We start from the raw sequence: 14,817 nt of genomic DNA, 5'->3' as shown, positions 1-14,817 counted from the left end.
AGATAACCTACTTTTTCAAAAATTTGTTATTAATAATAGACAACAAAACGTAAGTAATGATTACCAAAGGAATGGCCAAATACTGAAAGAAAATCAACAACAAAACACACAAACTCAAGAAGGCAATTTGAAGTGCATTTTTCTTGAAAGTAAAATCTTTTATTTTTAGGGAAAACAAAGGAATTTCAGCATTGAGGATGAAAGCGCTAAATAAAGTAATAGTCAACAAAACCCATTGGTTCGTTAAAATTTCTAACATAACCAAGGAATCCGAAAACTCCAAAACTAAAGGCAAACTCATAATAAACAAGGCATTGGCAGGCGTTGGCAACCCAATAAAAGAATCGGTTTGACGCGTATCAATGTTAAAATTGGCCAATCGGTAACACGAGCCCAAAGTGATAATAAATCCTAAATAAGGTATAATCTGATTTGCAGATGCGGGATCTTGCCCCTGTTTTAATAACCAAAACATCACAAAACCTGGAACAACACCGCTGGTAACCATATCTGCTAGAGAGTCTAATTGCAAACCCAACTCACCAGCAACTTTAAATAATCTGGCAAAAAAACCATCAAAAAAATCCAGAAAAATGCCAAGACTCACAAAAAAGAAAGCCATTTCAAAATTCAATTCAGATACGAAAACCAATGCAATACAACCACAAAAAAGATTCAGCAACGTAATGGTATTCGGAATGTGTTTTTTAATTTGCATTGTTATATAAATTAGATTATCAAAGTTCACAAATTTAATATAATAAGTGAATGAGAAGTGCGTTTTTTAAAAGAGATTTATTTTTTTGGGCTTCACAATTCTGAATGGGTTGTTAAAAAAGAGATTAGCTCGTTAAAAAATTATATTTTTGGAAAAAATTAAACAGTCCTCCGGTCTGCAAACAAATCTATGTTGAAAAAAAGCCAATTCTTCCTCCTCTTTTTGCTTTGCGCCAGTTCGTATGCGCAAACCGTGAGAAAGTATTCGAACGAGTTTATGAATATTGGTGTTGATGCCGCAGCTTTAGGAATGGCAAATGCTATGACAGCCAGTACTAGTGACGTGAATTCGGGCTATTGGAATCCCGCAGGATTGGTTCATCTCGAAGATCATCAAATGTCGTTGATGCACGCCAATTATTTTGCCAATATCGCCAAATACGATTATATCGCTTATGCAAACACCATAGATGACGATAGTGCTTGGGGAATTTCTTTAATCCGTTTTGGGGTTGATGACATCTTGAATACGACTGAATTAATCGACAGTCAAGGCAATATTGATTACAATCGAATTAGTCTATTTTCAACAGCCGATTATGGCGTTACTTTTTCGTATGCTCGAAAATTGCAAGTTCCCGGTTTTCAATACGGCGTAAATGCCAAAGTAATTCGAAGAGTAATAGGTAAATTTGCCAGTTCTTGGGGTTTTGGCTTTGATGCTGGATTACAATTCGAAAAAAATGATTGGAAATTTGGATTGATGCTTCGGGATATTACTACTACTTATAATGTTTGGAGCATTGACGAAGCCGAGTATAAAAAGATTGCCGATGCCATTCCTGGTCAAAATCAGGAATTGCCTGAAAGTACAGAGATAACGGCTCCAAAAGCACAATTGGGATTGTCCAAAAAGTTTATTGTTCGGTATGATTACAGTATTTTAGCTGCAGCCAATATCAATATGCAGTTTGCCAAAACCAATGATATTCTTTCGACCGATTTTGTGAGTATTGACCCGGCTTTAGGTTTTGAATTTGGCTATACCGACTTGGTTTTCCTGAGAGCTGGCGTGGGAAATTTTCAAAACATACAGCAAATTGACAATACCGAAAAAGTAGGCTTTCAGCCAAATATTGGTTTGGGATTCAAATACAAAGGCATCCAAATAGATTATGCTTTGACCAATTTAGGAAATCAAAGTGCGGCCTTGTATTCGAATATCTTTTCGGTAAAAGTAGATTTGGGATTTTTTAGAAACTAAACACATTCAAAAATGAATTCCTCCTCCTTAAAAAAAATATTCCTTTTTCTCTTTCTAATTGGAACACTTAATAGTTTTGGACAAGCAATTATCTTATCCAAAGATGCTCGTACGAGCGTTATTACTTGCGACACGGGCAACGAATCGTATTCGCTTTTTGGTCATACCGCCATCAGAATTACCGATTCAGAAAACAATCTGGATGTCGTTTATAATTACGGAGCTTTTGATTTTAGGACTCCCAATTTTGTAGCGAAATTTGCCAAAGGAGATTTGCAATATTTTGCCGTAGCCAATACTTTTTCGGACTTTATGAGTCAATACACTTATGAACAAAGGAGTGTTTTCGAACAGGAATTAATTCTTCCATTGGCTTATAAACAAAAATTATTCGATAATTTAACTGCTGTTTTAGCGTCAAGAGAAAGCTATTATACTTATAAGTTTATTGATAAAAACTGTACCTCGATGGTTGTGGACATCCTGAACAGGACTTTGGGAGCACAAATAATCACTAAGAAACTGGACACTGACAAAACCTATAGAAGTATTTTATTTCCTTATTTTGACAATTTCTTTTATGAAAAACTAGGTACAAGCATCATTTTTGGAACTAAAGTGGATCAATATAGCAATCATATCTTTTTGCCATTTGAACTTCACAAAAGTTTAGAACAAACTCAATTCAATAATAATTTACTTTGCAAGAAAAGCAAAATACTGTTAGAATTCAAAAAACAAGCGCCTAGTTCTTGGTGGAATAACATATATACTTACCTTGTTTTTCTTGGGCTTATCCTAGTTTTAAACAAAAAATATATCGATATTTTTTATCTTTTAGTAATGGGATTATTGGGAATATTCTTTGCTACCGTAGGCTTTTATTCTTATCACCAAGAACTGGCCAATAATTATAATGTGTTGCTATTTAATCCAACATTGCTTGTTTTGCTCTACTTTTTATTGGTAAAAAACAAAAAATGGATTATCTATGTAGCGGTTTTTAATATGGTACTTATTGGTGTTTATTTGATAGTTATGATAAATAAAGCCCATCTGCTAATTGCGCTACCGTTAGTGCTAACAAGTGCATTTATATTGGCAAAAATAACATTCAAAAACAGCAAACGAATACCTATAGTTATTTGATTATTGACCCCTATAAAACAAGACAGTACTAAATGTTTTAATAACAATATTCAAATCTAAAAAAATACTGCGATGCTTGATGTAATACAAATCATATTGTAGTTTAATCAAACTATCATCCATAGATTCGCCGTAAGAATAATTGACTTGAGCCCAGCCAGTAAGTCCCGGTTTTATTACGTGACGAGTTTCGTAAAAGGGCATTATTTCGGCAATTTCTTTCACAAAGAAAGGTCTTTCTGGTCGTGGGCCAATAACTGCCATTTCCCCTTTTAATATATTGACAAATTGTGGAAATTCATCAATCCTGGTCTTTCGCAAGAATTTTCCAAAAGGAGTTATACGGTTATCATTTGGACTCGAAAAAACAACTCCCCCTTTCTCAGCATTATTAATCATAGTCCTGAACTTGAGTATCTGGAATATTTGTCCATTTTTGCCAACTCGTTCCTGAGTGTAAAATAATTTACCTCGATTCCCAATAGCATTTCCAATAACAATTATAGGGATCAATAAAACGCCAAATAACAATCCAATTATAGAAATTATCGTTTCCATTATTCGCACATTCAGCAAATATAATTGATTATTATTACTGCGATTGAAAGGGAAAAATTTATAAAAATCTCTAGTTATGTAATGAAGCGGAATCCGTTGCATTTTTGCTTCATATACTTGTGTATATTCGCGAATCGTATTTCCAGATTCTAATAAATGAAGCAATTGTAAATACAAATCGGTAGTAATATCTTCGGTATTTTGTGAAGCTACAACAATTTCAAATAAGTTATTTTTATTCACAAACGTAACTAAATCGTCTATATGTATGTGTTGTATATAATGATATTCAAATTCATCATTTTTTTTTCTATCAGAATTTACATAGGCAACAATTCTATAATGAGGATCTGATTTTTCTAAGTCTAAAATTAATTCTTCGACTTGTTCCCGATTACACACCAAAAGAACATTTTGTACAAATCGACTGGAGGCTAAAAAATTAACATAAAACGTTCTCCAAATCAACAAAGTAAAAAGAAATGTGAAATAGAATGTTAAAATTTGAAACCTGTTTGAAGGTAATTCAGCAGAAAAAACTGGCGTCAACAAATAAAACAAAACAGTTGTTGATACTGTAAGAATTGCACTTCTCAATACCTGATACTGATTGCTAGCCACTTGTAAATCATAAATTTCAAAAACCGTTCCAATAATATTAATATAGAGTGCAAGTGCTATCGCATAATAATAATTAGAAACCGACGATTCAAGATATTGCAAATCTAATGAATGACCTACAAGATAGATTGCTACAAAAACAAATGTCACATCAAAAACCCTTAGCAACACTTTTCTCTCGGAAACTTCAAAATGTATTTTATTATTCTTATTCATTTTTGGTTGTACTGAATCTATTCAACTAGGACAAATCTACATAAACATACCATAAAATCAATAAAAAATCGACTAAAGACAAGTATTTATTGGCGAACGAAATTGAAAGGATGTGTTTATTGTTTATTCGATTTCTTATTGGGCTTTTTTTTAGATTTTTCGTATTTAAGAATAAAGAAACCTTATATATTACTGACACATTGAACGAATATAGGTTATAAATTGGCTACTTCATATACATAACGCTATCCAATTTGAATACTGATCTAAAACTGTTTTTTTGGAATATTTTTTTTCAATTGTTTTTTGAAGCTCTTTTCCAAAATGAAGACGTAAAGAATCGTTTTCTATTAATTTTACTAATGAATCATAAAACAATTGTCCTGAATTTGTTTCAACCGAAAACCCATTAATTCCATCTTGAATTACTAACGGAATTTCACCCACATTACTTACCACAACTGGCTTTTCATATAAACCATACTCTAACAGAGCCACAGGCAAACCTTCAGATTGCGAAGTTAAAATCCCTATTGTAGATTGTTCAAGAATGTTTTTTATATCATTTCTGGAACCGTAAACAAAAACAATGTCTTCCAAATTAAAGTCTAATATTAAGGCCCTAATTTGCTTAGAATATTCATCTTCAAAATCTTTTCCTACCAAATGAAAGGTCCATTCAGGATGAGATATTTTTATTTTTTTGGCTACTTCTAGCAATAAAAAATGATTTTTTTGAACCCGAAAATTAGCTAAAGATACTATTCGTTTACCTTGAATTCCTTGCAAAATGGTTTGCTCTGAAGCATTATTTTCATCCGATGGAAAATTGGGCAAATAAACAACATTTTTGAAATGCAGTTTCTGTTCAGCCCAATTTTTAAGATTTTGGTTCACTGCAATAATTCCATTAAAAAAAGGAAGAACAAATTTTAATGCTAAAGAAGGTCTTTTGGACAAAAACTCGCTGTCACCATAATGATCGTGCCAAATTAATTTTACTGTTGGATAGGTCAACTTCAAAAGAAAAGCAAGAAAAAAAGAAGTACTGTGCGCATGAATAATTTCAACGGTATTCTGAATTACAAATTTGCGCAATTTCATTACTGATTGAATATCAATAACGCTTTTCTTATTCAAAAAAAGATACGACACATTGCTATTTAATTGATTCAACAGTGGGCCTTCTTTTCGACTTATCACTAAACCTGAAAACGCCATTTCATTGGCAAGTGCGTTGGCATAATTTACCGCCATTCGCTCCGCTCCACCTGCTTCAAGAGAATCTATAATTTGAAGTATTCTCATCTCGCTAACAATTTTTTAATCTCTTTTTCGAAAACATCCAAAGTATAATATCGAGACCAATCACTCGCTTTTTGGCTCATGTTTTTAAAAAGAATTTCATCTTTCAAAAGGGTTTCTAATTGACGAACATCTTTCTCCAAATCCATTGCTATCAAAACGCCTCTGTCACCATAATCGAGCATAAACGGTACGCAAGAAACTTTGGTTGCCACAGGAACACAACCCCAAAACATGCCTTCGGCAATGGCTTTTGGCCAGCCTTCACTTTCCGATGGTAAAATAGCATAATGACATGATTCGTAAGCTTTTTTGACCGTTTCCTGAGTTTGATTTCCTTTCAGCCAAACAATATTATCCAAATTATTTTTACTAATATAATCTTCCAAACTTTTTCTCTCAATACCTTCTCCGTATAATTCTAATGCAACATTGTATCCTTTTTTATACAACATTTCAACTAATCTAATGGCATACAAAGGTTGTTTTCCCGAAACCAAAGCACCAACAAAAACAAAACCAATTTGGCTTTTGAAATCTCTTTGCATTATTGGTAATTTGTCGGCTTCTTGATAAGTAGCTGTAAAAAAAGGTTTGATATTTTTGGAACTTCCTTCCCATTCGCCGTACACCAAAACCTGCATATTTCTGGTCAAAAAAGTGGAACTCAAAATCCATTTTTGCAAACGATAGGTCAAAGGTTGTTTTGATTTTGGATCCCAATTTCCAGCATATTTAGCAGTTTTGGGCTTGTTAGGAAATAAAACCTGAACCAAACTCCCTATTAAACCAATATTTCCTGGACATCTTAAATGAATATGATCCGCTTTTTGCATGACGGAATAAATCTGCCAACTGATTTTTGGAATACTAATAATTGCCTTTACAATTGCTTTTACACTCAAAACATCAAAACTTTTGATGGCTATAAATTCAATGTTTAATTTCTCATAACTGATGTCAATGGATGTTTTTAGTGAATTGGATTTTGGGGCAACAATAAGTAATTTATTAGCATATTTTGCCCAAACATTCATTTCGCGAACATAGGGTGCGTAAGCAAAACACTGATTTTGCTCCAGGATATGTGGCACATGAGTGATGATGGCAAAAGTCATGATAAGTTACTAAGTTGCGAATAAAATTTATTGTGGTAAATGTATTGCTAAATCTAATGAATATCAACAGCTGAATTTAAATTTTATGGTCAACCCAATTTAAAAAACGCAACTGTAAAATTATGCAATTACAAAGAATCATTTCCAAAAAACTTACTACTAATCAAACGGTAACAAATGTTAACAAAATAGATTTTCAGATACCATAATAAATTGTATTTTTACCGTTCAAAATTTAGAAAAATAAATGGGCAAAATCATTGCGATTGCTAATCAAAAAGGTGGTGTTGGAAAGACAACAACCTCAGTAAATCTGGCAGCATCTCTAGGTGTTTTAGAAAAAAAAGTGTTGTTAATAGATGCTGATCCTCAGGCCAATGCAAGTTCTGGATTAGGGATTGATGTCAATACTGTAGAAATTGGAACCTATCAAATTATAGAACACAGCAATACTCCAAATGAGGCTGTCGTGAAATGTTCAGCTCCAAATGTGGATGTGATTCCTTCTCATATTGACCTTGTTGCGATTGAAATCGAATTGGTTGACAAAGCCGACAGAGAATATATGCTCAAAAAAGCGTTGGAAAGCATCAAAGACGAGTACGATTTTATTATAATTGATTGTGCTCCATCGCTAGGATTGCTTACTTTAAATGCTTTAACAGCGGCCGATTCCGTAATAATTCCTATACAATGCGAATATTTTGCACTCGAAGGATTAGGAAAATTATTGAATACCATAAAAAGTATTCAAAAAATTCACAATCCGGATTTAGACATTGAAGGTCTTCTTTTGACCATGTTTGACTCCAGATTGCGTTTATCCAATCAAGTGGTCGAAGAGGTACAGAAACATTTTAATGATATGGTTTTTGAAACAATCATTCAAAGAAATGTAAAACTAAGCGAAGCTCCAAGTTTTGGCGAAAGCATTATAAACTATGACGCTACAAGCAAAGGAGCCAATAATTATCTACAGTTAGCTCACGAAATTATAAAGAAAAATAGCAAATAATTTTATGGCACAAGCACTAAAAAAACAAGCCTTAGGAAGAGGATTATCGGCATTATTGAAAGATCCTGAAAACGATATAAAATCAGTAAATGATAAAAATGCAGATAAAGTTGTAGGGAATATTATTGAGCTTGAAATTGAAGCGATAGAAATCAATCCGTTTCAGCCAAGAAGTAATTTCAACGAAGATTCATTACGAGAATTAGCAACTTCCATCAAGGAATTAGGCGTAATTCAGCCTATTACTGTTCGGAAATTAGACTTTAATAAATACCAATTAATTTCAGGAGAACGACGTCTTCGGGCTTCCACTTTAGTTGGATTGACAACGGTTCCTGCTTATATTCGAATTGCAAACGACAACGAATCCTTGATTATGGCATTAGTTGAAAACATTCAACGCCACGATTTAGATCCCATAGAAATTGCACTTTCCTACCAAAGATTAATAGACGAAATTCAGTTGACACAAGAGCAAATGAGCGAACGTGTGGGAAAAAAACGTTCTACAATTGCCAACTATTTAAGACTTTTGAAATTAGACCCCATTATCCAAACCGGAATTCGAGACGGTTTTATCAGTATGGGTCACGGTCGAGCGATAATTAACATCGAAGATCAAGACATTCAAGCCGATATTTATCAAAAAATCGTGAGCCAGAATCTATCAGTTAGAGATACAGAAACATTGGTCAAAAATTATCAAGAAAGCTTAAAACCAACCCGAGGCGAAGCCGAACAGAGCGGAGCTAAACCTGAAACTAAAGCAAAAACAACATCTTTTGAAATTGAAGAGGCTCAAAAAACGACCTTCAATTCTTATTTTGGAACTAAAGTAGATGTTAAAGTAGTTGGAAATGGCAAAGGAAAAATTACTATCCCGTTTCATTCTGAAGAAGATTTCAACCGAATTATTAAACTAATAAAAGGGTAGTGAATAAAATCTATTTCATAGTTCTATTTCTTTTTACATTAGGAACCACGGCTGTTTTTTCACAATCGAAAACTGTAGCACCCCTGATTGCAAAAGATACTTTGAAATCAAAAGATATTGATCCCTTAACCCCAGCAAAAGCAGCTTTTTATTCGGCTATTCTCCCAGGTTTAGGACAGGCATACAACAAAAAATATTGGAAAATCCCTATTGTTTATGGAGCAATTGGGGTTAGCATGTATTATTATATCGACAGCAATCAAAAATACCATCAATATAGAGATGCTTACAAACGACGTTTAGAAGGCTACACTGACGATGAATTTAGTTATTATGACAACGATAGATTAATATCTGCACAGAAATTTTATCAACGAAATCGTGATTTATCTGCTTTGTTTGTGGTTGGTTTTTATGTATTGAATATTGTAGATGCTAATGTTGATGCGGCTTTAATACAATTTAATGTAAATGAAAACTTAACAGTACGACCCGATGTTTATATGAATGATGTAACATCTAGGGCAAATGTTGGACTAACATTTAACTATAATTTTTAACCTCCACACAAGCGTAAGCGAACTGGCGAAACAAACCCCTAAAAAGGGAATTAAAAAATAAATTTATACAACAAATGAAAATTGCACTTTTAGGATATGGAAAAATGGGTCAAACCATTGAACGAATTGCGCTGGAAAGAGGTCACGAAATTGTTTTGAAAAAAGATGAATTCAACACCTTTGAAGGACTTTCGAATGCCGATGTTGCTATCGATTTCAGCATTCCAGCGGTTGCTGTCGAAAATATAACAAACTGTTTTTATGCCAATGTTCCTGTGATTTCTGGAACCACAGGATGGCTAGACCGTTATGAAGAAATGGCAACACTTTGCGAAGAAAGGAAAGGTGCTTTTATATCCAGTTCAAATTTTAGTTTGGGTGTCAATCTTTTTTTTGGACTCAATGAATATTTGGCAAAAATGATGTCGAAGTTTAATTCCTATACAGTAGATATGGAAGAAATTCATCATACTCAAAAACTAGATGCTCCCAGCGGAACCGCAATTTCATTGGCCAAAGCAGTTATCGAAAACAGTGATTATACGAGTTGGACGTTAGAAGATGCAAAAGAAAATCAGATTCATATCGAAGCCGTGAGAACTGGAAATGTTCCCGGAACACATACTGTAACTTACAATTCAGCTGTTGACACTATCGAAATAAAACACACCGCACACAATCGTGATGGTTTTGCTCTTGGTGCAGTTATCGCCGCCGAATGGATAGTAGGTAAGCAAGGAATATTTACAATGAAAGATGTATTAGAATTAAAATAAACTTGTTTCAGGTTTAAGGTTTAAAGTTCCAAGTAGAACAACCTTAAACTTTAAACTTTAAACAAAATAATTATGACAACATATCAATGGTTTGTATTTTTCTTAATTGTACAAATAATTCACTTTTTAGGAACTTGGAAAATCTATGAAGCAGCCGGTAGAAAACGTTGGGAAGCTGCCGTTCCGGTATATAATGCCATCATTTTGATGAAAATAATTGGTCGTCCCACTTGGTGGACGTTTTTGCTTTTCATTCCAATCATCAACCTGATAATGTTTCCAGTAATTTGGACAGAAACCTTGAGAAGTTTCGGAAAACGATCTTCTTTAGACACATTTCTAGGAATTATAACTTTGGGTTTCTACATTTATTATGTCAATTATACTCAATCCCTAAATTACATTTCGGATAGAAGTTTAAACCCAGAAAACAAAACCGCTGATACTGTAAGTTCGTTACTTTTTGCCATCATTGTGGCTACATTTGTACATACCTATTTCATTCAACCTTACACCATTCCGACTTCATCGTTAGAAAAATCATTATTGATTGGCGACTTTTTGTTTGTTAGCAAAATGAATTATGGGGCCAGAGTTCCAATGACCTCAGTGGCTTTGCCAATGGTTCACGATTCGATACCATTAACAAAAATGAAATCGTATTTAAACTGGCCACAATTGCCTTATTTCAGATTGCCCTCTTTTCAGAAAATTGCTAAAAATGATATTGTAGTTTTCAATTGGCCAACGGACACAGTTTATCGATTTTTTGATAAATCAGGTAGAAAAGCTGTTCTAAAACCCATTGACAAAAAATCGAATTATGTAAAAAGATGCCAAGGTACTCCAGGCGATAATTTAGAAATAAAAGACGGTTTTGTTTTCATCGACGGAAAACCTTTAGTGCTACCAGAAAGAGCAAAATCACAATACGAACATACTGTTTACGCTGCAAAAGGAGTTTCTAACGAAGTTTTATTGACTACCGGTTCAACCGAATTTAATAGAGTTTACATCTTGAAACCAAACAGTGATGAACAAATAAATGCTGTTCAACCTTACATTTTGAATGCTTCCCAAAACCAAGACAAGTCATTTACTATAATGACTAGTTTTACAGGAATTCCATCCAAAGTCATTGAAAATTCAGGTATTTATGCTCAAGAAGTTTACGAAGCCAAAAACGATGTCAATCTTACTTTGAAAGCCGCCGCAGAATTGAGAAAAAACACTTCCATAGATTCTGTAGTCCGATTTATTGCTAAAAAAACTGCAACTTTCGACACCTCAATTTTTCCACACAACACCAATTGGACAATCGATAATTTTGGTCCAATTACAATTCCTGAACAAGGAAAAACAGTTCAACTTAACCAACAAAACTTACCACTTTACAAAAGAATAATTGTAAATTATGAAGGCAACACTTTAGAAAACAATGGTCAAACCATTAAAATAAATGGAGAGCTTGCCCAATCTTACACTTTCAAACAAAATTATTATTGGATGATGGGAGACAATCGCCATCGTTCAGAAGATAGTCGTTACTGGGGTTTTGTTCCTGAAGATCACATCGTTGGTAAACCTGTATTTATCTGGATGAGTTGGGATACTAATGGCAAAGGATTGGGTAAAATTCGTTGGGAACGCTTATTCACGACCGTAGGTGGTGATGGACAGCCACAATCTTATTTTCAATTTTTCTTGATTGCGCTAGTTGCCTTTTTTGTAGGTGAGTATTTTTGGAAAAAAAGAAAAGCGAATAAAGTTTAAAAGTTTAACATTGTTTAAAGGTTTAAGGTTGTTTAATGCAAAAAGAGATTAAACTTTTACACTATTTTAAACAATATTAAACCATATTAAACAAATGACAAAAATGAATCTTTTACTACATCCCTCCTATTTCCCTTCGATTAGTCATTGCGTTGTAATGGCTCAATCTGAGAGAATTGTATTTGAAATGGAAGATAATTTCCAAAAGCAAACCAATCGCAACAGAACTTATATTTACAGTCCCAACGGGATTCAATTGCTAAATATTCCAGTAAAACATTCGAAAGAAACGCACCAAAAAACAAAAGAAATCAGAATCGAAAATGATTTCAATTGGCAAAAACAGCATTTCAAATCACTTGAAGCTGCCTATAGAACTTCGCCATTCTTTGAGTTTTTTGAAGATGAAATTCGCCCTATTTTCGAAAAAAAGCATCAATTTTTGATGGATTTAAATTTTGAAACCTTGGAATTTGTTACAAAATGTCTCCGAATGAAATTGGATTATGAGACCACAGTAGAATATTTTCATGAACTAGATTCAACAGCTATTTTAGATTTCAGAGCTTTGGTTGACGGAAAAAAAGACCAATCGCAATTCGAAAGCTATACTCAAGTTTTTGATGACAAACATGGATTTTTGAGCAATTTGAGTGTTTTGGATTTGCTATTCAACGAAGGAAAATACGCTTTGGATTATTTGAAAAGTCAGAAGTTAGAACTCAAATAAGGCACAATCTTCACTATTCCATCGAAAGTCTCGCCATAATTGGATAATGATCTGAATTCTCGAAATCAGAAAAACTTTCAAATTTTTTGACTTTCATCGTTCCATCTGCAAAAATATAGTCGATTCTGGCAGGATAATAACGAAACTTATAAGTCGCTCCAAAACCAACACCAGCTTCTTCAAAACTATCTTTAAGTGAACCTTTAATATTTCGATATACGTATGAAAACGCACTGTTATTCATATCGCCACAAATAATAATTGGATATGAACAATTCTTTTTATGTTCTTTTATAATCTCCGCTTGTTGCTGTTGTTGCTTAAAAGCTTTGCTTATTCTATTGAATAATTTTTGAGATTTACTTTGATTAATAGCATCAATATTTTTGTCGTTAATTTCGGTAATATCTGGTGTGATTTTTATAGACTCTAGGTGCATATTATAAACTCTAATGATGTCTTTTCCTTTTTTGATGTCGGCAAAAATAACATTATTATTGGAGTTTGGAAACACAATATTTCCTTGATAGATTATAGGAAATTTAGAGAAAATAGCCTGAGCAGTTTTAATTTGATTGCCTTCTACCAAAATGTATTTATGACTATACACTTTCAAATCTATTTCTGCAGAATTAGAAAACTCCTGAATGCACAAAATATCAGGGTTTTTTTCATTGATAAAAGTTAAAATATCATCGGGAACATCATCTCTATCAAGCCATTTGAAGACATTCAGCAAACGTACATTATAACTCATTACGGTAAAATCTTTCTCTTCCTCGGGATATTCTTTAGCTGAAAATTTATAAAATTTATTAATAAAAGTGATACCCATCAAAAGTACCAAACCAGATAAAATCATTCGCTTCTTGAATTGAAATCCCCAATAGAAGAAAAATAATCCATTCAAAATAAAAAACAAAGGCATAAACAAGGTGAGAACGGATAAAAGCGGGAATAATTTTGGAGCCAAAAAAGGTAAAAGATAGGCAAGAAAAGTCGATACAGTAAGGACTATATTCAAAAAAAACATTAGCTTATTAAACCACGAAAGGTTTTTCATTATTTTAGTTTCAAGTTTCAAGTTTCAAGTTCCAAGTTGCTCAACTTTAAACCTGAAACCTGAAACAATTTTATTTCCCTACTTTAAACAAAAATTCTTTTTCTTCTTTTGTCAAACAATCATAACCAGAGCGACTGATTTTATCTAAAATCTCATCGATTTGCTGTTGTGTTTTATCCTTAGTTACAATCTTTAAAACAGGCTTATCCGCAGGTTTTTTGTAATTTTTGTGTACCTTTTTGAAAGGAGTAGATGACTTTTTCGTGAACAAATTAACAAAAAAATCCAATAGGTTTGTAACAATTTTACTCAAATCGGTTCCGTTTTGGAGTAATTTAATAAAAATGAAACCAAAAAAAGCCCCAGCCAAATGAGCAATATGCCCTCCCGAATTCTCCGATTGAATTTGCATTAAATCAATTATAAGAATAACAACGGTAACATGCCAAAGCTTTACATTACCAATAATTAACAAACGTAGATTCATCAAGGGTTGATAAGTTGTTGTAGCAACCAAAATCGCCATAATAGCGCCCGAAGCACCCACAAGTGGCGAAATAATATTCATTAAATAAAAGGAAAAAACAAAAACTACACCCGAAAAAATAGCTGATGAAATATACAATCCCAATAACTGTTTCTGATTAAAAAAAGTTAAAAACAACTGACTGGAAAAATTCAAAATAATTAAATTGAAAAAAATGTGAAAAAAGCCAGAATGAAAAAAAGCATAGCTAATGAATGACCAAGGTTTCCACAACAAATCCATTGGATTAGAGGACAAACTCACATAGTGAAGAAAATCGATATTGATGTTTACATATCGCAACAATCCAAAAATCACATACGAAACTAGGAAGCAAGCGATATTCAAATAGATTAACCTTTGAGTTATTCCACCAAATTTATACTGCATTTTTAAGTCGTCTAATATACTGCCCATTTTTAAGTTAGAGGTTAGAGGTTAGAAGTTAGAAGTTAGAAGTTAGAAGTTAGAAGTTTTTGAATCTGTTATCTG

The 14,817-nt window shown here is 33.1% G+C and carries 14 protein-coding genes; 8 read left to right on the top strand and 6 right to left on the bottom strand.

What is annotated here, in order from left to right; all coding sequences use genetic code 11:
- Positions 1-7 precede the first annotated feature (7 nt).
- Complete coding sequence (locus FNW17_RS10580; RefSeq protein WP_143390524.1) at positions 8-718, bottom strand: CDP-alcohol phosphatidyltransferase family protein; 711 nt, start codon at positions 716-718, stop codon at positions 8-10.
- 192 nt (positions 719-910) lie between these two features.
- Here FNW17_RS10580 and FNW17_RS10575 point away from each other — a divergent pair, with 192 nt between their 5' ends.
- Positions 911-1,981 (top strand): putative type IX sorting system protein PorV2, encoded by a 1,071-nt coding sequence (locus FNW17_RS10575; RefSeq protein ID WP_449404055.1) that lies wholly within the window; start codon positions 911-913, stop codon positions 1,979-1,981.
- 12 nt (positions 1,982-1,993) lie between these two features.
- Positions 1,994-3,130 carry a lipoprotein N-acyltransferase Lnb domain-containing protein gene (locus FNW17_RS10570; protein ID WP_144071619.1) on the top strand — a complete coding sequence of 379 codons (1,137 nt, stop codon included), beginning with the start codon at positions 1,994-1,996 and terminating at the stop codon, positions 3,128-3,130.
- On the opposite strand, the gene FNW17_RS10565 is transcribed toward FNW17_RS10570, so the two are convergent.
- The 3 genes from FNW17_RS10565 to FNW17_RS10555 all read right to left on the bottom strand — a co-directional run bounded on the left by FNW17_RS10565 (position 3,131) and on the right by FNW17_RS10555 (position 6,948).
- The gene (locus FNW17_RS10565) at positions 3,131-4,525 is read right to left on the bottom strand and encodes an exopolysaccharide biosynthesis polyprenyl glycosylphosphotransferase (RefSeq protein WP_144071618.1); all 1,395 of its coding nucleotides are present in this window, start codon (positions 4,523-4,525) and stop codon (positions 3,131-3,133) included.
- A 231-nt stretch (positions 4,526-4,756) separates the two neighbouring features.
- Positions 4,757-5,833, bottom strand: coding sequence for a glycosyltransferase family 4 protein (locus FNW17_RS10560; protein WP_144071617.1), 1,077 nt, complete (start codon positions 5,831-5,833; stop codon positions 4,757-4,759).
- Positions 5,830-6,948 carry a glycosyltransferase family 4 protein gene (locus tag FNW17_RS10555; protein ID WP_144071616.1) on the bottom strand — a complete coding sequence of 373 codons (1,119 nt, stop codon included), beginning with the start codon at positions 6,946-6,948 and terminating at the stop codon, positions 5,830-5,832. The genes FNW17_RS10560 and FNW17_RS10555 overlap by 4 nt, the downstream gene beginning before the upstream one ends.
- A gap of 247 nt (positions 6,949-7,195) precedes the next feature.
- Here FNW17_RS10555 and FNW17_RS10550 point away from each other — a divergent pair, with 247 nt between their 5' ends.
- The 6 genes from FNW17_RS10550 (at position 7,196) to FNW17_RS10525 (ending at position 12,736) form a co-directional block, all read left to right on the top strand.
- Complete coding sequence (locus FNW17_RS10550) at positions 7,196-7,963, top strand: ParA family protein (RefSeq protein WP_144071615.1); 768 nt, start codon at positions 7,196-7,198, stop codon at positions 7,961-7,963.
- 4 nt (positions 7,964-7,967) lie between these two features.
- Complete coding sequence (locus FNW17_RS10545; protein WP_143390530.1) at positions 7,968-8,897, top strand: ParB/RepB/Spo0J family partition protein; 930 nt, start codon at positions 7,968-7,970, stop codon at positions 8,895-8,897.
- Positions 8,897-9,457 carry a DUF5683 domain-containing protein gene (locus tag FNW17_RS10540; RefSeq protein ID WP_143390531.1) on the top strand — a complete coding sequence of 187 codons (561 nt, stop codon included), beginning with the start codon at positions 8,897-8,899 and terminating at the stop codon, positions 9,455-9,457. Before FNW17_RS10545 ends, FNW17_RS10540 begins: the two co-directional genes overlap by 1 nt.
- 74 nt (positions 9,458-9,531) lie before the next feature.
- The gene (gene dapB, locus FNW17_RS10535) at positions 9,532-10,233 is read left to right on the top strand and encodes a 4-hydroxy-tetrahydrodipicolinate reductase (protein ID WP_143390532.1); all 702 of its coding nucleotides are present in this window, start codon (positions 9,532-9,534) and stop codon (positions 10,231-10,233) included.
- 72 nt (positions 10,234-10,305) lie between these two features.
- Positions 10,306-12,006, top strand: coding sequence for a signal peptidase I (gene lepB, locus FNW17_RS10530; RefSeq protein WP_143390533.1), 1,701 nt, complete (start codon positions 10,306-10,308; stop codon positions 12,004-12,006).
- Positions 12,007-12,109: 103 nt separating this feature from the next.
- Entirely contained in the window at positions 12,110-12,736 is a 627-nt protein-coding gene (locus FNW17_RS10525) for a WbqC family protein (RefSeq protein ID WP_143390534.1), read from the top strand.
- A gap of 13 nt (positions 12,737-12,749) precedes the next feature.
- Here the strand turns inward: FNW17_RS10525 and FNW17_RS10520 are convergent, their stop codons facing one another.
- Together FNW17_RS10520 and FNW17_RS10515 are read right to left on the bottom strand one after the other, a co-directional pair.
- Positions 12,750-13,799, bottom strand: a complete 1,050-nt coding sequence (locus tag FNW17_RS10520; protein ID WP_143390535.1) for an endonuclease/exonuclease/phosphatase family protein — start codon at positions 13,797-13,799, stop codon at positions 12,750-12,752.
- Between the two features lie 70 nt (positions 13,800-13,869).
- The gene (locus FNW17_RS10515; RefSeq protein WP_235893266.1) at positions 13,870-14,742 is read right to left on the bottom strand and encodes a rhomboid family intramembrane serine protease; all 873 of its coding nucleotides are present in this window, start codon (positions 14,740-14,742) and stop codon (positions 13,870-13,872) included.
- Positions 14,743-14,817 lie beyond the last annotated feature (75 nt).

The organism is Flavobacterium franklandianum, from assembly GCF_007097365.1.
GTDB classification, from domain to species: Bacteria; Bacteroidota; Bacteroidia; order Flavobacteriales; family Flavobacteriaceae; genus Flavobacterium; species Flavobacterium franklandianum.
The sequence above is the reverse complement of the archived record's forward strand: the minus strand, read 5'-3'. Positions and strand labels throughout refer to the sequence as shown.

Bases quoted from the DNA above. Each gene is read 5' to 3' on its own strand.
- FNW17_RS10580 (WP_143390524.1), bottom strand. From the start codon at position 718: ATGCAAATTAAAAAACACATTCCGAATACCATTACGTTGCTGAATCTT.
- FNW17_RS10570 (WP_144071619.1), top strand. From the start codon at position 1,994: ATGAATTCCTCCTCCTTAAAAAAAATATTCCTTTTTCTCTTTCTAATT.
- FNW17_RS10565 (WP_144071618.1), bottom strand. From the start codon at position 4,525: ATGAATAAGAATAATAAAATACATTTTGAAGTTTCCGAGAGAAAAGTG.
- FNW17_RS10560 (WP_144071617.1), bottom strand. From the start codon at position 5,833: ATGAGAATACTTCAAATTATAGATTCTCTTGAAGCAGGTGGAGCGGAG.
- FNW17_RS10555 (WP_144071616.1), bottom strand. From the start codon at position 6,948: ATGACTTTTGCCATCATCACTCATGTGCCACATATCCTGGAGCAAAAT.
- FNW17_RS10550 (WP_144071615.1), top strand. From the start codon at position 7,196: ATGGGCAAAATCATTGCGATTGCTAATCAAAAAGGTGGTGTTGGAAAG.
- FNW17_RS10545 (WP_143390530.1), top strand. From the start codon at position 7,968: ATGGCACAAGCACTAAAAAAACAAGCCTTAGGAAGAGGATTATCGGCA.
- dapB (WP_143390532.1), top strand. From the start codon at position 9,532: ATGAAAATTGCACTTTTAGGATATGGAAAAATGGGTCAAACCATTGAA.
- lepB (WP_143390533.1), top strand. From the start codon at position 10,306: ATGACAACATATCAATGGTTTGTATTTTTCTTAATTGTACAAATAATT.
- FNW17_RS10525 (WP_143390534.1), top strand. From the start codon at position 12,110: ATGAATCTTTTACTACATCCCTCCTATTTCCCTTCGATTAGTCATTGC.
- FNW17_RS10520 (WP_143390535.1), bottom strand. From the start codon at position 13,799: ATGAAAAACCTTTCGTGGTTTAATAAGCTAATGTTTTTTTTGAATATA.
- FNW17_RS10515 (WP_235893266.1), bottom strand. From the start codon at position 14,742: ATGGGCAGTATATTAGACGACTTAAAAATGCAGTATAAATTTGGTGGA.